The sequence below is a fragment of the Desulfosporosinus fructosivorans genome, assembly GCF_004766045.1.
GTDB lineage: Bacteria > Bacillota > Desulfitobacteriia > Desulfitobacteriales > Desulfitobacteriaceae > Desulfosporosinus > Desulfosporosinus fructosivorans.
The window spans coordinates 1-16,036 of sequence record NZ_SPQQ01000032.1 but is presented as its reverse complement, the minus strand read 5'-3'; the positions used below and the strand labels follow the sequence as shown (position 1 = coordinate 16,036).

Here is a 16,036-nt window from a genome sequence, read left to right as displayed (position 1 = left end):
AGGTAGGTAGTTTTTTCTACGCATAGCTAAAGCTTTTTGGAACCACCTGCATAGCAGGTGGTTTTCGTTAGACAAAAAAACGGGCCGAAAAATGCACTTTTCGGTCCCGATTTTTGCCCATTTTTTGCTCCAAAACCACTACATATAGTGGTCAATCTGCCTTATTTGCCCTTAGAACCACTATTCGTCATCAGAATTATACTCTCAACGTGCCTTGAGTATACAAAAAAGATGCCGATTGAACCTAGTGGGGCCTTGGCGGTAGTATAAATTTCGCCTAATTTACAAACACGAGCCAGTGTTTAACTCTCCTAATAGATTTAGTATCGCACAGATAATGTAATTATGATCTGTAGAGGAGTCAAACCTATTTTATCGGCACAATAATCTGTGTAAGCAGCTCAGATGCAGGGCGATCATCATCATTTAAATAATAATTGAATATCCTTCCTTGCTGTTCATAACCATGTTCTGCTATCCACTGTATAATTCCCATCATCAACGGGTCGGTATCCGTATATGCACCTAAGAAGATGCCTGACACCGCTTTTTGAACAGGAATTGTATATCCAACGATATCACCTTCTCCTGACACTAACTTAGCAACTGGAAAACCCATTTCAACATCAAGGTTTTCTAAATCAGTATTATGGTAGCATACAAAAGGACCGCCGGAGAATAGCAGACCATGAAGCGCTGCATACTCTACAATTTTCTTATATGCTTGTTTGGCAGTATTCGGGTAATCATTGAAATGAATAGTGGTACGTATAGAAAGGACATGCTGCTCAGGTTGTTCCAATAAACTAATTTTTGATATTATTGCCATTTCCATTACCTCCAGATTATTTCTTTTTTTTACCTCTACGGATAGCGATACATCGCTTAACATCCTCTAATACCGCATCATCCGTCACGTTGATCATGAGCCACTTCTGACCCATACCCGTTTTTGTTTCGTGATACAACTGCTGCAAATACTCTGTGAAAGAAGGGAGCATCCATTCGGTTTCTGTCTGCTCACGATCACCAATGACAATAAGAGCAATAAAGTATCCCTTCATTGGATACAGGGTACATAAAGTACGTCCTGCCTTTTTATATTTCACATTCCATCCGTATTGCATGGAACATCTGCTATATTCCAGCACAGGCTTGCTTTGATATTCTGTCTCCACATGTTTGCACAGACGTTCAAACAAAGGGCTTTTCACATAGGCACTGATTATTTCCAGTGATGGCTTCTGTGTTCCGTTGGTTTTATCCCATGTTTCCTTCATTTTCAATATCCTTTGTGATGAACTTAATGGCAGCCATAGCTCCATATAGCTTGCATCCGGATTTGTATCGTAATATATCTCGGCAATGAAATCACCGCAAGTCAAGCTGTGCTTTTTCATCCAGCTGTTCATAAATGAGGATGCTTTGAAAATCGCCGAGCCAATGAGTTCTGCAAAGTTTTCCGCCTCAAAGCAGCAAACAGCATATTCGCCGCGTGGAAGTGTATAGGTAGCATATCCCTCCACATGTTCATTTCCGGCGGTTTCAGCTCCGGCCATGTAGGTACAGCAGCCTTCTCTGGCGTTACCCATGTATAGAACACCTAGTTCATTGCCATTCGGCAGTAAATGTTGAATGTTCGGCTTCTGACGATGGAATTCATCCCATATTATCCCGGTAGTAGCGATTCCGGTAGCTTTGCCTCCAGTTAATTCGGTATCAGGCACTTCGCCTTCAATTCCAATAAATGTGCGCAGTTCATCTAGGTTTCTACGGGTCACCTCAACCACAATACCATCAGCGATTAACGGTACATCTTCATCAACCATGACATAGTTCAAAAGTAGATCCGGCTTGATAAAATGATTGAGTATAACAGGACAAGCACGATATTCATCTGGTGTAATGCCATATGCATCTTTAAACGCACGTGTAAAGTTAGCGTGGTCTGAAAATCCATAATCAAGTGCCACATCAACAATTCGTTTTTCTTTGCTTTTTAGAGCTTCCGAAGCTTTTGCCACCCTACGCAACTTCACATATTCATTAACAGGTTTCTTCACCAAACGCCCAAACAGGCGCTGAAAATAGTATGGTGATAATGCCGCCACATTTGCAAGAGTTTCCATCTTTATATTATCTGACAAATGGTCTTCAATATAGTTCAATGAGTTTTGTATTGCTTCCCATGCATGCATATTAACACCTCCCTGTATATAGAATAGCACAGGTATAATCTCACAGCTTGTCACACAATGCCCTTTTGAAACATATTACTATTAAATACCCTGTTCGATTCATCTGCATCTTTTTTATATACTCAAGGGTCTCATGGTTTTGGATTCTTTAAAAATCGCTCTAAACTCTTATTTTTCAACGCTTTTGCCACGTTCAAGTAGACATACCGTTTCTGTATGCCTTGAGGATACAAAAAAGATGCCGCCTAAAGCTGATACCCCCTTGGCGTCAGGGTATATTTCTGAAAGATTGCTTTTCTAACTCAAAATTTTAAAGATTTTATTCTCCGCCAACTATTTGCCACCAGCATTTTGATTACATCATTGAGTGAATTGCCACTTTTAATACTTTTTATCAAAACAATTCTTGTATTCATTCTACATTAAAACTTTTAGCCCATTCAACAACCCTTCGACTGCTTTCTTCTTCTGATAAATCAAATGAGCATAATATCAATTTTACGTTTATACTTTATTGGATTGAATTCATCAACTCGTAGAAACATTTGGATTCATAAGACTTATTAAGATTATACCAGGCATCTAATGTTTTTGAAGAAATCACATCCAGAGCTTTCAAGACATGTGCAGAAAATTCCAATGGAGCTATTCCAGATGCAGTGATCAGTTTTCCATCAGTTACAGTAGACTCCTTTTTGTAGTACTTTTCTCCAGTATAGGTGGGACAGATCATTTTAAGGTATTCCAAATCATTGCTTGTATGCCATCGTGAATTCAGCAATCCTGCCTTGGCAAGCCCTATTGTAGCACCACAAATCGCCGCCACGATAATACCTTCCTTTAAATACTGCTCTGCCTTTTTTAAGATGGGTTCGTGAATTGTTTCCGTCCACGTATTTCCACCAGGTAGAATAAAAGCATCTGCGCTTTCAATGTTGCACTCATCATGTTCAATATCAGGCAATATTTTCAGACCTCCCATTGTAGTAACAAAAGATTTATCAATTCCCACAGTAACCACTCTTGAAGGGGTTAGCCCTTTTTTATAATATCTTCCCGAGTTCAGTTCGGCAGTTAAGTAACCTACTTCCCAGTCTGCCATCGTATCAAATACATAAAGATATACAGTATTATTCATTTAGAAGTCCTCCATCTTTTACAATTCATTAATCGATAATCAATCATCATCGGTGATCAATGATTATCATCATTATAAACAACTTCACTGACATCTACTGTCAGTAAAGCTATCAATCTTGATAATATTCCATTAACTCCGATGCAACAACAATAAGTTTTTTCTTCAAGCTCAGTGGCTGGATTATCTGAATGGATTTCCCATAAGGTAAAAGAAAATAAGGTACATATGTATGAATTGATTTTTCCTCAAGTAAAAAGACCGCTTGATTTGAAGTCCGCTCTTTCAGATGATGTCCCAAAAACCAATGCAGGCATAAGTCATCCAATGCCTCTGACCTACCCCCGATAATCAAAGAAATTAACCCTTCTTTACCCTCCAAATCAGGCAACAGATTTTTTATAAAAAATTCACGGGCCGAAAAAGCTTCGGGACGCTTAAACATCATTTGAATACGCATTATGCGTACAATCCGTTCAGCCCGAAAGCTGCGGATTTCATTCCTTAGATGACAAAATGCAACAGTATACCATTTGTTGTTCCAGTAAACCATTCCGTAGGGGTCTATAACCCTGTGCTTAGGTTGTTCTTCACGACCTGTGCGATATTCAATTTCTACAGAGCATTCGTTTGCTACAGCCTGTTCCAATTCCACCAATACAGGCTTAATAGAAGGGTCCCCGATGCGGCTTATTACTTCAAACCCGACTAAATGACGGTTGAGCATGCTTTTCTGCTCTTGGTTCGAATACATTTTCAATTTCGATGTCGCATTATTTAATGCCTCATTGAAAGGATATCCGGCTTCTTTTGCAAAAATAGCAGCATGTAGAAGGGCTGTTTGCTCTTCAATATCAAAAAACAGAGGCACTCTGATAAAATTATTCAGCAAGCTATATCCGCCATTATGACCTGTGTCGGAAATTATAGGTACTCCACTGGCACATAGGGCATCAATATACCGATAAACTGTCCTTATATTTATTTCTAACTTTTCCGCTATTTGTTTAGCAGTTATTTTTACTCCTGAATTCAACATCCACAGAATTGCCAGCATATTGTCGTTTTTTGCCATAACATGAAACCTCTTTTTTATTAAACTTCAATATTTTATAAATATCTTTTTTATCAACACAAGAGTTACCCCAAATCAAAACTCAACAAATCGACCACACCCTCTATTCATGAGCCTTTCATCCTATCCAATCTCACGAAGACCTCACAAAGTTTTTCTCATTCACTTTTTTCGACAAAAGTACACAAATTTCGGAATGCTGCGTCCACGGGAACATATCCACCGGCTGTACGCTGTCAACTCTGCATCCGCCCTGATTTAGAACAGCGAGATCCCGAGCCAAGGTTCCTGGGTCGCAGGACACATAAATGATACGCTAGTGTGAGAGGCGAGGATTTTACCCGTCTGGTGTTTTATCGTGTTTATTTCAGCATCGATGACGGTCGGACTATTTCACACAATCCGGCACAAATGTGCAGTATCGCTATTGGATTTGGGGCAGAACATCATCCATCCCTTTCTTATGATATACTGAAGAAGTTATTACAAATCAAAGTACACGGTAAAACCTAAGCTATGCCGAACTTTAATAATCTTGTCCAGGAGGCGGGCGCAATCAAAACTATATTGATTATTGAAGATGATCTATCCTTAAGTAACGGCATATCGCTGGCCCTCAAAGACAGCGAATTTACGTTTGTTCAAGCACAGGATTTGCGTTGTGCAGAGCAGAACATGGAGAACCTTCCTTTTGATTTGATTATTCTTGATATTAATCTGCCCGACGGAAACGGGCTCGATTTTCTGAAAAAGCTTCGCCAATCATCCGCTGTCCCCGTGATCATTCTGACCGCCAACGATATGGAAACAGATGTGGTCTCAGGTCTGGAATTGGGAGCAGACGATTATATTACCAAACCCTTTAGCTTGATGATCTTACGGGCCAGGGTCAATGCTTGCTTAAGAAAAAGCAAGCATGCTTCATCCGATACCCTGCAGATTGACTGTTTTCTGTTTTCCTTTGGCAGGATGGAGTTTACCAAAAATGGTGCGCCCCTTGAACTAAGCAAAACCGAACAAAAGCTGCTCCGCATTTTGATCGAAAACAGAGGCAGCACCCTGACAAGGGCTCAATTGGTCGATTTAATTTGGACGGATAGTGCCGAATATGTGGACGAAAACGCTCTCTCAGTTACGATAAAACGCTTGCGCGACAAGTTGGAAGACACCCCATCCTCGCCTAAATATATCAAAACGATTTACGGTACCGGCTACACATGGGCGTTAAAGTGATGGACACGTTGAATTTTATTTATGCTACCGCTTCGATTACTGGGATTGTCGCTGCCGCTCTAGCTGTTCTCCTTTATCGCAGAAGAATGCGGCAGATCATGGCAAAGCTAAATACTATGCTAAACTGCGCTATAGACGGTGATTTTTCCGAAAGCATTTTTGACGAATCCACTCTATCGGCCCTGGAAGCCAAAATGGCCCGGTTTTTGTCCTCCTCTTCAGTGTCCTCTAAAAACCTGACTAAGGAAAAGAATAAAATTAAAGGTCTGATTTCAGACATATCCCACCAAACCAAAACGCCTATCGCCAACATTTTGCTTTACTCGCAGCTGCTGCAGGAACATGAATTGCCGGAAGATTGTGCCGTATGTGTAAAAGCCTTATCTACGCAAGCTGAAAAGCTGAATTTCCTCATAGGAGCCCTGGTGAAAACTTCCCGCTTGGAAACCGGGATCATCACCATCAATCTTAAAAAGGAAGCAGTACAAAAGCTGCTGGACGCCGCTCTAGCGCAAATCAAGCCAAAATCTGCGGCCAAAGAAATCACTGTTATCCTGGATTCAACCGACTGCAGCGCCTATTTTGATGCCAAATGGACAACCGAGGCCGTCTATAATGTCATCGATAATGCGGTTAAATACTCCCCTGCCCAAAGCACCATCAACATTAAAGCTACGCCCTATGAGTTGTTTAACCGCATCGACATTACCGATCAAGGTATTGGGGTTGCCGAGGAGGAACAGAGCAGAATCTTCTCGCGGTTTTATCGCTCTGCGGCAGTTAGCTGCCAAGAGGGAGTAGGAATTGGCCTGTTTTTAGCACGAGAGATCATTTCTTCCGGCGGAGGCTATCTCAAAGTGTCCTCAAAATTAGGGCAAGGCGCTACTTTCTCGATTTTTCTTCCAACCGAAAAACGCTGAATCTTGCAAAACTGTTAGATTTGAGAAAGAATGTAGAAAGATTGTTTTGCTAGAGTGTCTGTATCATAGAAAATTATGATACAGACTTTTTCTTTGGGAGGAAAACGAAATGACAATCTTAAAAACAATAGACTTAAAAAAGCAATACGGCAGCGGGGAAACGGCTGTCCATGCGCTGGATGGCGTGAACCTGTCTGTAGAAAACGGAGAATTTGTAGCCATCGTTGGTACCTCCGGCAGTGGGAAATCCACCTTGCTCCATATGCTGGGCGGTCTTGACCGTCCTACCAGCGGAGGGGTGATTGTCGATGGCCAAGCTATTTTTTCCCTGAAAGATGAAGCCCTGACCATTTTCCGACGCCGCAAAATCGGCTTTGTGTTTCAAAACTATAACCTCGTGCCGGTGCTGAATGTCTATGAGAACATCGTCCTGCCCACCCAGCTCGACGGCAACGAGCCGGATGAAAGCTATGTAACGCAGATCATCCAAACGCTGGGACTGGAAAGCAAGCTGCAGAACCTGCCGAACAACCTTTCCGGCGGTCAGCAGCAGCGGGTTGCCATCGCCAGGGCACTGGCTTCCAAGCCGGCAATTGTCCTCGCCGATGAGCCAACCGGCAACTTAGACAGCAGGACTAGCCAGGATGTCCTGGGCCTGCTTAAAGTGACCGGCGAGAAATTCAAGCAGACCATTGTGATGATCACCCATAACGAAGAAATTGCTCAGCTTGCCGACCGCATCATCCGTATTGAGGACGGAAAAATCGCAGGCGGTGAGCAGGCATGATCAAAGTCAGAAACAAAAAAGCGATCCGCAATCTGTCCGACAAGAGCTTTCGGGCCAATAAAATACGCAACATCTTTGCCGTGATTGCTATCGCGCTGACTGCGCTCTTGTTCACCAGCATTTTTACAATGGGATTTGGCGCTGTGGAAAGTATGCAGCGGGCCAGCATGGCTATGTCCGGCGGAGATGGCCATGCCGTCATCAAATATGTTACCGATCAAGAGTATGAGGCTGTGAGCAAGCATCCACTTATCAAGGAAATGGCCTATTGCCGAATACTTTGCGACAGCGTTGATAATGAAAACCTCATCAAGCGGCGTACGGAGTTTTGGTATTATGATGACACGGGCCTCAAATTCGGTTTTGCCGAACCGACAGGTGGACACAAGCCACAGGCCGAAAATGAGGTACTTGCCGATACCAAGACACTGGAGCTGATGGGGGTTCCACTGGAAGTAGGCGCACCGCTCAGCTTGGAGCTTTGCGTCCACGGTAAGCAGGTAAAGCGTGATTTCGTGTTGGCGGGCTGGTGGGAAAGCGACCCAGGCTTCAATATTGGGCAGATTTTTTCCTCTCGCGCTTATGTGGATGCACATCTGGACGAACTGCAAAACACCTATTATCAAGACTCTTCACTCTCAGGCGCTGTCAATGGATATGTGAAGTTTGAAAACAGTCTGAACATCGAGAGGGATTTGGAAACTGTTCTGACCGAAAGCGGATTCTCTATAGAAGAGGGCTCACCCAATTACATGGCGACAGGCGTCAACTGGGCTTATATGTCCACAGGCGTCGCCCTCGATGCCGGAATGATCATAGGGCTGGCCTGCGCCCTCCTGCTGTTTGTATTCACAGGTTATTTAATTATCTACAATATCTTTCAAATCTCCGTTTTGCGGGATATTCGTTTCTACGGTCTTCTGAAAACTGTCGGCACCACCGGCCGACAGCTGCGCACCATCATCCGCCGTCAGGCACTTATGCTCTCGTTGATCGGCATTCCGATTGGCTTGCTGGGCGGTTTCTTTGTGGGCAAGGCCCTAGTGCCAACCTTAATGGCACAATCCACCTACGCAGGCAGTGCCGTGTCCGTATCACCCAATCCGCTCATCTTTGCAGGTGCTGCTGTTTTTGCCTTGCTTACCGTATTGATTAGCACCTATAAGCCGGGAAAGATGGCGGCCAAGGTATCTCCTGTCGAAGCGGTGGGTTACACCGATAACGGTCAGGGTAATAGAAAAAAACTGAAGAAGTCCAAAAATGGCGCCAAGCCAGAACGTATGGCTCTGGCAAACCTCGGTCGCAATAAAAAACGCACCCTTCTGGTGATCCTGAGCTTAGGCCTGAGCATTGTGCTTACCAACACGGTATTCACCCTATCTCAGAGTGTGGACGTCAACAAAGCTCTTGAAAACTTCTGCGATTCAGACTTCTTGATTGGCCATGCCGATCTGTTCAATCACCAATATGACGGTGAGGAAAGTGCCTTAAGCGAGAGGTTCATCGCTGCCGTAAGTGGTCAAGAAGGCTTTGAGACAGGAGGACGTCTGTATGGTTCCTGGGGCAGCTATCAAAGCAAAACCTCCGCGCAGACCATGAACCGGCAACCGGATGGTTCATGCTCCACAGCCCTATACGGCCTTGAGGAATTTCCCTTTAGCCGTCTGCGCCTTGTAGATGGTGAACTTGACGCCGACAAGCTCGCCACAGGCAACTATATCCTGGAGGGAGTAGCGACAGATGATCACGGCAACGTGGAAATGAACAGTGCCAACCACAAGGTTGGGGATGTGCTCACACTCACCTGCGACGATAAGGTGCGGGAGATGACCGTGCTTGGCCATGTGGTTGAGAACCCCAACACCAATACAGACGGCAGCTGGCTGGGTTCCATCTTCTTTTTGCCGAGTGAGGTGTACAAAGAACTAACCGGCAAAACCTATGTTATGAGCTACGCTTTTAACATTAGCGATGATCAAGAGGCCGGTATGGAAACCTTTTTGAAACAGTATACAGACAGCGCCCAGCCGACTATGAATTACAAGTCTAAGTTTACTGCGCTGGCGGGCTTGAAGGGTATACAGGACACGGCCGTTTTAATTGGCGGTGCCTTAGCGCTGATCATCGGACTCATTGGGGTTCTGAACTTTATCAACGCTATTTTGACCAGTATCCTGACCCGTCGCAAAGAATTTGCTATGCTGCAAAGCATCGGCATGACGCGCAAACAGCTTGTGAAAATGCTGTGTTTTGAAGGCAGTTATTATGCAACTTTGACGGCAGCGAGTTCTGTTGTCTTGAGTATCGCTTGCTCGCTGTTGATTGTGCGTCCGCTGTGCGGGCAAATCTGGTTTACCAGTTATCACTTTGTCTTCTGGCCGTTGCTGATTGTTTTGCCGTTGCTGTTTGTCCTAGGAATTTTCGTTCCTTTGATTGCTTATCACACAACAGATAAGCAGAGTATTGTAGAACGATTGCGAGAAATTGAGTAATAAGTATTCAAATCAACCTTATAACTGTTTTTCAAGTTTTGATAAAAATTCATCCAATGATTCACTGATATCAATATTCATTCGCTTTGCCAAAACGATCACCCACCATAGGCATTCGCTAAGCTTATGCTCCAGTTCAGATAGTGTATCTCCTCCTTTGGGCCAACGTTCTTGCTGGGACATCGTTAAACGGCCCACCAAGCCAGCATCTGTCAAGAAAGCAAGCGCATCCTCTTCTACTGTCCATTCTTTTTCATGATACTGTCGTTCCAGCTGATGATATTGTTTTCTTATTTGAACGGAACGCTCAACTACCTCATTAAAATTCATATCTTTCATAGTTCCCTCTTCTTTCCTTGTGTTGTGTTAAGTTATTTAAATCAATTATAGCATTCTAGTTATGACAACGCCCTGTCATATTTAGAATGCTATTTTTATGAATTTATCCAGTATACTCTTAGGTTGTGAGCTGGGCTCCTCGGTGCCACGTAGGGGCATGGGGGTCTCAATACTGTATTAGAGCTGAAGGAATATATTGACAAATGCCGCTTTTGACGTGCGTTCATGCCGACGGCATTCCATGGTTAAAAGAAACTAACCTGGAGAGTCAGTTGCAAGAGCAGGGCCGTAGCCCATGATGCGGTAATTGAATTAAATTCAAAATAAATTTCAAAGGATGGAACTTTTTCACGTTAGCATGCATCTAGAGAACAGATACCGAAAGAAAGGGCAAAGAAAGGATAAAGCGCAAAGTTGAAACTAAGACTAAGACTAAGACTTAGACTAAGACTTAGACTAAGACTTAGACTAAGACTTAGTCAACAACAACGACAACGACAACGACAACGAGGAAATTGAGAGCGAAAGGAGATCTGGAAATTGAGTATGGAATTAGCGAACATCCCCTGGAATTTAGTCATACCCATTATTATTTTCCAAGTAATCCTACAAGTGGCTTCTTTGATCAGCTTAGTGCGAAGTGATGGAGTCCAGAGGGGAAATAAAATTATGTGGGCAATGATCATCATATTATTGAGTATGATGGGTCCTGTTTTATACTGGACGCTCGGAAGAGAAGTCCGATGATTGAATGCAGAACGATTAGTAAGAAGTTTGGGGCGTTTAAGGCCTTGGAAAATGTCAGTTTTAGCATACCAAGTAAGAAGTGCTATGGATTCTTAGGCCAAAATGGAGCAGGTAAAACAACAGTTTTGCGTATGTTAGTAGGATTGCTACGGCCCGATCAAGGGGAAATATTCGTTGCCGGACATTCTCTGCTCACTGAACGGCAGCAGGTTCAGAGGCTTTGCGGATATCTTCCACAGCGTCCAGAGTTTTATCCGTGGTTAAGTGGTGAGGAGTTCCTTCGGCTTAGCGCGGAATTAGTGGGGGTGCCAGCACGCCAGGCGAAAAAAGCTGCGGGTAAGTATCTTGATATCGTAGGTTTGGCGGACTTCGCTCGTCGCCGGGTGGGTAAATACTCGGGTGGCATGCAGCAACGTTTAGGTTTAGCCGCGGCTTTAATCGGTGACCCACCGGTGCTTTTATTAGATGAGCCGGTGTCAGCGCTTGATCCGCAGGGACGAGATTCAATGTTTTCCTTGTTAAAAAAACTAAAACAGGAAAAGACCATCTTTTTATCCAGCCACATTCTACACGATATTGAGCAGGTGTGTGATGGTGTGGTCATAATTCATAAGGGGCAAATCAAGGCCCTGGGAACTATGCCTGAGTTATTAGAGCAAAGTGGTGAAAGCATAGTTAGGGCGCAGGTGCATTTCGAAGTTGACGGTCGTATGATGAACCAGTTGCAGGCAGAATTTAGCGGTGCCATGCAGGGTATTGGGATACCGGTCAGTAATGTAGCTTGGCAGGAACAGGGATTGGAACAACTTTTCTATAAAGTTGTCAAGCAAGCGGAAGAAGAACAACATCAAAATTCAAGTACGGGTCATGGAGGGGCTAGAGATGGCAATATGGCTCGCTAAAGAGGCCCGAGAGATGGTAAGACTGGGACGGTGGATACCGCTGGTCGCGGTTTACTTGTTCCTAGGGGTCTTACAACCAATCACCTTTAAATTAATGCCGTTAATTTTAAGTTCAGCCAGCAACTTGCCAGAAGGCACAGTGATTCATATTCCGCCGCCCACCGTGGATCAGGTGCTGTTTAGTATCATTGGCCAATATAACCAGCTCGGTATCCTTGCTCTTATCTTGGTAGGAATGGGCTTGATAGCCGGTGAACGTAAACTGGTTGGGGAATGGTTATGGAGTAAACCTGTCAACATCGCTCACTATGTTTTGGCCAAGTTTAGCGTGTTTTTTCTGGTGGCTGCTCTCTCCTCGTTGGTAGGACTTGGAATCGGAGCCTATTATACTGCCGAATTGATCGGTCCCGTAAGTTGGAGTGCCCTTTGCCAAGGTGCCCTGCTCTATGTTTTATATCAGGCGTTTCTGATCAGCGTGATCCTGTTGGCCAGCGCTCTTGTGACAAGTCCGACCTTGGCTGGTGGTATAGCCTTGATTAGTATAGTGTTAGTTAACCTTTTGTTGCCGATGATTTGGCAGGGTCATTTTATTTCTGGTCTTTTAGAGTTAATTCAAGCGACCTTGAGTCAAACCGCCTGGTCAAGGTCTTCGCCTTTCTGGGAACCGATTGTCACCACCTTGCTGGGGACGACAGTACTCCTAGGTCTGCAAATTCCTTTGCTGGCTGGGAGGAAAACTTCCCATTAGAGTAAAAGTAGAGCATAAGACGTTGATAGTTGATAGTCTATAATCAGATCAGATTAATTTGTCAGTTAGGGAGCTGTTTCGAGTGATTGAAATAAATGAACTGGTCAGGAAGGCCCAACTAGGTGACCTAGTGGCCTGGGAATCCCTGCTCGCTCAGGTATATCCTCTGGCTTTGCGTCAAGCGCGGGCAATGTTACGTGATCCGGACCTCGCTAGGGATGCCGTACAAAATGCTTTGCTTAAAATGCATACTCACTTGCATACTCTTGTCGAGATTGCGGCATTTTCTGCTTGGTGGCGGCGAATTGTTACGAACGAAGTCTACATGATTCTCCGGCTCAAACAACGGGATACAGAAGGCTTTGACCTAGGGATTCTACAACAAATTGGGGTTGCAGTGGATGAGTTGGTCGTGATGCGTTGTGAGCTGGCTCGGGTTCTCCAGCTATTACCAATTGATCAACAACAGGTTGTGATCGACGTGGATTTGTTGGGGGTTAGTTTGCTGGAAGTTGCTGAACGGAACCAGATACCCATAGGTACCGTTAAATCTCGTTTGTCTCGTGCGCGGGAGAGGCTTCAACATCATCTAGAGGTATTTCGGGAAGGACGAAAGGAGAAAAAGAAAATGGAATATTCAACGGTAGATTCAAAGGCGAGTGACTTAACAGCCCTTTTTTATAGCTATTTAGAAGAAACTATGAGTGGAGCGGAGCGAGCGAGGTTTGAGCTGGATTTGGCTAAACACCCGGAATGGGCGAAGGAACTTCGACAGCATAAGGATTTTCTGACCTTGCTCCACACATTGACTGGCAAGATGACCCTCACTTCAGCTGAGATCATGGAGAAAATCCAGGATGTCACAGCAAAGATCACGGATTATGAGCAAGTCGTTGAAGATACTTACTTTGAGCGAGGTATCCCACAAACCTTGACATCTCATAGCTGGTTTCAGGCCCCGGACATGTACCGAATGGAGTCTCGTCACCCTTCCATGGGTGAAGTGATTGTAGTCGTTAGAGGAGTGGAAGCCCTTAGCTATATGGAAGATGCTAAACAAGCTGTGAAAATTAAGGTTAGTGAGGAGTTTAAGAAGCAAATGGGCCTCGATTTTACAGATTCTCTTAAGTTAATGGCTGCTGAGCGGAATAGTCGCCCGCTGGGCACTGAATACGTCAGTGGGCGTCCAGCTCTGCATCTTCAATTTAACCAGCAGGTAAGTGGTAAGGGAGACATGATTACCCATTTGTGGATGGATAAAGACACTTGGATGCCGCTGGTCACGGAATTGTACAATGCAGACCATGAATTAGTGCAACGCAAGGTGGTTCGGGAGCTTCGTTTAAATCAAGGCTTACCCGAGGAACTTTTTAATCTGCGTTTGCCGCCCGATATCAAAGTGCAGGATAATACTCAGGATATCCTACAACCCATTGAGGAATTGACCCTTCAAGAGGTTCGGGAGCGCCTGGGTGAGCATCCCTATCTTTGGGAGCAAGGCGAGGAAACCCAAGCTAAATATCAGTGGATTAAAATGCCGGGCGGTGAAGGAGTATTGTTAACTCAATATTTTGTCCCCGGGGACCCGTTGGCGAAATTAACCTTAACACAGGGCAAAGTTGCGCATGCTAATCTGCCGCCTCAGTTACCGCCAACTCCAGTCAGCTTTGAGTTTGCGGGTACTAAAGTTGAAGGTTCGTACTTGGAATTGGGTCTAAAACCAGCTAAGGGGTTCCTAGTATGGAATCATGCAGATCGCTATTTTACGGCAGGTGGCGATTTCGATCTGAAGGAACTCTTGTTGATAATAGCTAAACTTTCCTCAGCTGGTACTTCCCCTATTGATACTATATGATTTTCTAGGTATTGTTATTGAGAAGGTATGTCGTTATCAGAAAGAACAAGGGAGGTTAGCCTGGTGCCTGCTACTTTGAAGGTGTTTGGTGCCTGACACCAACTTATCGGTTCTTAAGTTAATACAAATCCCGCTTTTGCCAACGCATTCACATAGGTTGATAGTTTACGGTCCGATAATGTTAGCGTACCTTCGTCAAGAGATACCTAATACCAAGATTCATCGAAATAACATTTTTTAAAAGCAAGCATATTATTTTCTGCAACAACACATTTGTGTATAGGGTGAGACCAACTGAAAATAAATACGCCGTCTTTTTTAAGGTAAGAAGCGATCCGGCAAAAAGTACCCTCAAGGTCGGTGGTCCAGCCTATGGCATAAATCGAATAAACAAAGTCAAAATAATCCACTGGTATGCCACATTCTTCTTCCATGGGAGAACAGATCAATTTTGCTGAAAGACCGCATGCCGTCAAATGTTGCGTTGCCTTTTCGATTTGTTTTTCTGATATATCCACAGCCCATAGTTCAGATGCTTTGCGTTCCCCCTGATATTGCAAGGAGCGACCGGTTCCACAGCCTATCTCCAGCATCTTTTTTCCTGAGACATCGCCAAAAAGTTGGCATTTTTCTTCTGAGACAAATGCTCCATAGAAAGGAAGCGCGGTTGCTCCTAAGATGTCATTTCCTTTTGTATCCCAAAAGAAGCTGTTTGTTTTATAAACAGAATTCTTGTCCATGCCGACCGAGATGGCGCAGCCAACCTCGCCAGCGCCTATAATGTTTGTTCTATAAACAGAATTCTGGTCCATGCCGACACCCTCCCAAAATACAAATACCCATCACTTGAATAAATTCTGGGTAATTTGCTATGAATAATCCTGCTAATAAAAATCAACCATAATTTGAGAAAAATATTATAGAAAATCATTTCAATATCACAAGCACTCTGGGGTAAGACTTGAAGTTAAAAGATACGTTCAAAATATGGGTCTTTAACGAATGTTCTATTTGATAGATAAAATATAAAGAATGCGTACAAACTTATATATTTTTATACATGAAGATATTGCTTTCTTTTATCCTAAACCCATTGTTTTTGTAAAATATTTCACTTGGGTATCTACGCTCAGTATTTAGAACCAAACATGAATAGCCTTCCTTTTTAAGTTCAATACCTGCAAAGTTCATTAACCTGCTACCGTAGCCATTTCTTTGGTGGTTTGAAGATATAAAAAATTCGTCAATAAAAAGTTCTTTAGCCTCCAAAAAGATATTTCTTCTTCCAAATAATCCTCCAACAATAAGACCGTTTTCATCACATATAACATAACAAATTGATATTGGATTTATTGTTAAGTCTGAAATTCTCTGTCGAACACTTTCAGGATGCCAATCCTCTTTCCAAGGTTCTTGAGCATATGTGTCAATATAAATACCAATAAGTTCTTCAGTATCTTCAGGCTTAAATCTTCGCACTCTTTCCATTTTTATTTCCCCCAAACCAAATGCACTCTTCATGGGTTTAAGAATAATCCTGCTAATAAAAGTCAACCATAAATTTCAAGAAATATCAATATAAATGTGAACATAGCGAAGCTG

The 16,036-nt window shown here is 43.5% G+C and carries 15 protein-coding genes and 1 pseudogene; 8 read left to right on the top strand and 8 right to left on the bottom strand.

Translation table 11 applies throughout. The features are described from left to right. Positions 1-367 precede the first annotated feature (367 nt). From E4K67_RS29215 to E4K67_RS29195, 5 genes and pseudogenes are all read right to left on the bottom strand, one after another. Positions 368-829, bottom strand: a complete 462-nt coding sequence (locus E4K67_RS29215) for a GyrI-like domain-containing protein (RefSeq protein ID WP_135553193.1) — start codon at positions 827-829, stop codon at positions 368-370. 16 nt (positions 830-845) lie between these two features. Then, the gene (locus E4K67_RS29210; protein WP_135553191.1) at positions 846-2,198 is read right to left on the bottom strand and encodes a DUF3788 family protein; all 1,353 of its coding nucleotides are present in this window, start codon (positions 2,196-2,198) and stop codon (positions 846-848) included. Between the two features lie 511 nt (positions 2,199-2,709). Next, positions 2,710-3,336, bottom strand: a complete 627-nt coding sequence (locus tag E4K67_RS29205) for a type 1 glutamine amidotransferase family protein (protein ID WP_135553189.1) — start codon at positions 3,334-3,336, stop codon at positions 2,710-2,712. Between the two features lie 112 nt (positions 3,337-3,448). Continuing rightward, positions 3,449-4,411: a helix-turn-helix transcriptional regulator gene (locus tag E4K67_RS29200; RefSeq protein ID WP_135553187.1), complete on the bottom strand. Its 963-nt coding sequence runs from the start codon at positions 4,409-4,411 to the stop codon at positions 3,449-3,451. A 133-nt stretch (positions 4,412-4,544) separates the two neighbouring features. Further along, positions 4,545-4,727: pseudogene (locus E4K67_RS29195) on the bottom strand (23S rRNA (uracil(1939)-C(5))-methyltransferase RlmD); the annotation flags it as partial. Positions 4,728-4,927: 200 nt separating this feature from the next. Here E4K67_RS29195 and E4K67_RS29190 point away from each other — a divergent pair. The 4 genes from E4K67_RS29190 to E4K67_RS29175 all read left to right on the top strand — a co-directional run bounded on the left by E4K67_RS29190 (position 4,928) and on the right by E4K67_RS29175 (position 9,843). Beyond that, the gene (locus tag E4K67_RS29190) at positions 4,928-5,644 is read left to right on the top strand and encodes a response regulator transcription factor (RefSeq protein ID WP_135553186.1); all 717 of its coding nucleotides are present in this window, start codon (positions 4,928-4,930) and stop codon (positions 5,642-5,644) included. Next, positions 5,644-6,564, top strand: a complete 921-nt coding sequence (locus E4K67_RS29185; protein ID WP_135553185.1) for a sensor histidine kinase — start codon at positions 5,644-5,646, stop codon at positions 6,562-6,564. The genes E4K67_RS29190 and E4K67_RS29185 overlap by 1 nt, the downstream gene beginning before the upstream one ends. A 109-nt stretch (positions 6,565-6,673) precedes the next feature. Then, positions 6,674-7,351, top strand: coding sequence for an ABC transporter ATP-binding protein (locus tag E4K67_RS29180; RefSeq protein ID WP_135553183.1), 678 nt, complete (start codon positions 6,674-6,676; stop codon positions 7,349-7,351). After that, positions 7,348-9,843, top strand: coding sequence for an FtsX-like permease family protein (locus tag E4K67_RS29175; protein ID WP_135553181.1), 2,496 nt, complete (start codon positions 7,348-7,350; stop codon positions 9,841-9,843). Before E4K67_RS29180 ends, E4K67_RS29175 begins: the two co-directional genes overlap by 4 nt. Before the next feature lie 18 nt (positions 9,844-9,861). On the opposite strand, the gene E4K67_RS29170 is transcribed toward E4K67_RS29175, so the two are convergent. Further along, positions 9,862-10,182, bottom strand: coding sequence for a nucleoside triphosphate pyrophosphohydrolase family protein (locus E4K67_RS29170; RefSeq protein ID WP_135553179.1), 321 nt, complete (start codon positions 10,180-10,182; stop codon positions 9,862-9,864). Between the two features lie 546 nt (positions 10,183-10,728). On the opposite strand from E4K67_RS29170, the gene E4K67_RS29165 reads away from it, so the two are divergent. From E4K67_RS29165 to E4K67_RS29150, 4 genes are all read left to right on the top strand, one after another. Then, positions 10,729-10,929, top strand: coding sequence for a PLDc N-terminal domain-containing protein (locus E4K67_RS29165; RefSeq protein WP_243454688.1), 201 nt, complete (start codon positions 10,729-10,731; stop codon positions 10,927-10,929). Next, positions 10,926-11,831, top strand: a complete 906-nt coding sequence (locus E4K67_RS29160) for an ABC transporter ATP-binding protein (protein ID WP_135553175.1) — start codon at positions 10,926-10,928, stop codon at positions 11,829-11,831. The genes E4K67_RS29165 and E4K67_RS29160 overlap by 4 nt, the downstream gene beginning before the upstream one ends. After that, a complete protein-coding gene (locus tag E4K67_RS29155) occupies positions 11,812-12,579 on the top strand; it encodes an ABC transporter permease (RefSeq protein WP_135553173.1) in 768 nt (255 codons plus the stop codon). Before E4K67_RS29160 ends, E4K67_RS29155 begins: the two co-directional genes overlap by 20 nt. Before the next feature lie 82 nt (positions 12,580-12,661). Next, positions 12,662-14,434, top strand: a complete 1,773-nt coding sequence (locus tag E4K67_RS29150; RefSeq protein ID WP_158408611.1) for a sigma-70 family RNA polymerase sigma factor — start codon at positions 12,662-12,664, stop codon at positions 14,432-14,434. Between the two features lie 206 nt (positions 14,435-14,640). Here E4K67_RS29150 and E4K67_RS29145 read toward each other — a convergent pair whose 3' ends face one another. Together E4K67_RS29145 and E4K67_RS29140 are read right to left on the bottom strand one after the other, a co-directional pair. Continuing rightward, on the bottom strand, positions 14,641-15,246 hold the full coding sequence (locus E4K67_RS29145) for a class I SAM-dependent methyltransferase (protein ID WP_243454687.1): 606 nt from the start codon (positions 15,244-15,246) through the stop codon (positions 14,641-14,643). Between the two features lie 232 nt (positions 15,247-15,478). Beyond that, positions 15,479-15,922: a GNAT family N-acetyltransferase gene (locus tag E4K67_RS29140; RefSeq protein WP_158408610.1), complete on the bottom strand. Its 444-nt coding sequence runs from the start codon at positions 15,920-15,922 to the stop codon at positions 15,479-15,481. Positions 15,923-16,036: the final 114 nt, after the last annotated feature.

Coding starts and splice junctions, on each gene's coding strand:
- E4K67_RS29200 (WP_135553187.1), bottom strand. CDS start 4,411: ATGGCAAAAAACGACAATATGCTGGCAATTCTGTGGATGTTGAATTCA.
- E4K67_RS29185 (WP_135553185.1), top strand. CDS start 5,644: ATGGACACGTTGAATTTTATTTATGCTACCGCTTCGATTACTGGGATT.
- E4K67_RS29190 (WP_135553186.1), top strand. CDS start 4,928: ATGCCGAACTTTAATAATCTTGTCCAGGAGGCGGGCGCAATCAAAACT.
- E4K67_RS29145 (WP_243454687.1), bottom strand. CDS start 15,246: ATGGACCAGAATTCTGTTTATAGAACAAACATTATAGGCGCTGGCGAG.
- E4K67_RS29160 (WP_135553175.1), top strand. CDS start 10,926: ATGATTGAATGCAGAACGATTAGTAAGAAGTTTGGGGCGTTTAAGGCC.
- E4K67_RS29180 (WP_135553183.1), top strand. CDS start 6,674: ATGACAATCTTAAAAACAATAGACTTAAAAAAGCAATACGGCAGCGGG.
- E4K67_RS29155 (WP_135553173.1), top strand. CDS start 11,812: ATGGCAATATGGCTCGCTAAAGAGGCCCGAGAGATGGTAAGACTGGGA.
- E4K67_RS29170 (WP_135553179.1), bottom strand. CDS start 10,182: ATGAAAGATATGAATTTTAATGAGGTAGTTGAGCGTTCCGTTCAAATA.
- E4K67_RS29205 (WP_135553189.1), bottom strand. CDS start 3,336: ATGAATAATACTGTATATCTTTATGTATTTGATACGATGGCAGACTGG.
- E4K67_RS29165 (WP_243454688.1), top strand. CDS start 10,729: ATGGAATTAGCGAACATCCCCTGGAATTTAGTCATACCCATTATTATT.
- E4K67_RS29175 (WP_135553181.1), top strand. CDS start 7,348: ATGATCAAAGTCAGAAACAAAAAAGCGATCCGCAATCTGTCCGACAAG.
- E4K67_RS29210 (WP_135553191.1), bottom strand. CDS start 2,198: ATGCATGCATGGGAAGCAATACAAAACTCATTGAACTATATTGAAGAC.
- E4K67_RS29215 (WP_135553193.1), bottom strand. CDS start 829: ATGGCAATAATATCAAAAATTAGTTTATTGGAACAACCTGAGCAGCAT.
- E4K67_RS29140 (WP_158408610.1), bottom strand. CDS start 15,922: ATGGAAAGAGTGCGAAGATTTAAGCCTGAAGATACTGAAGAACTTATT.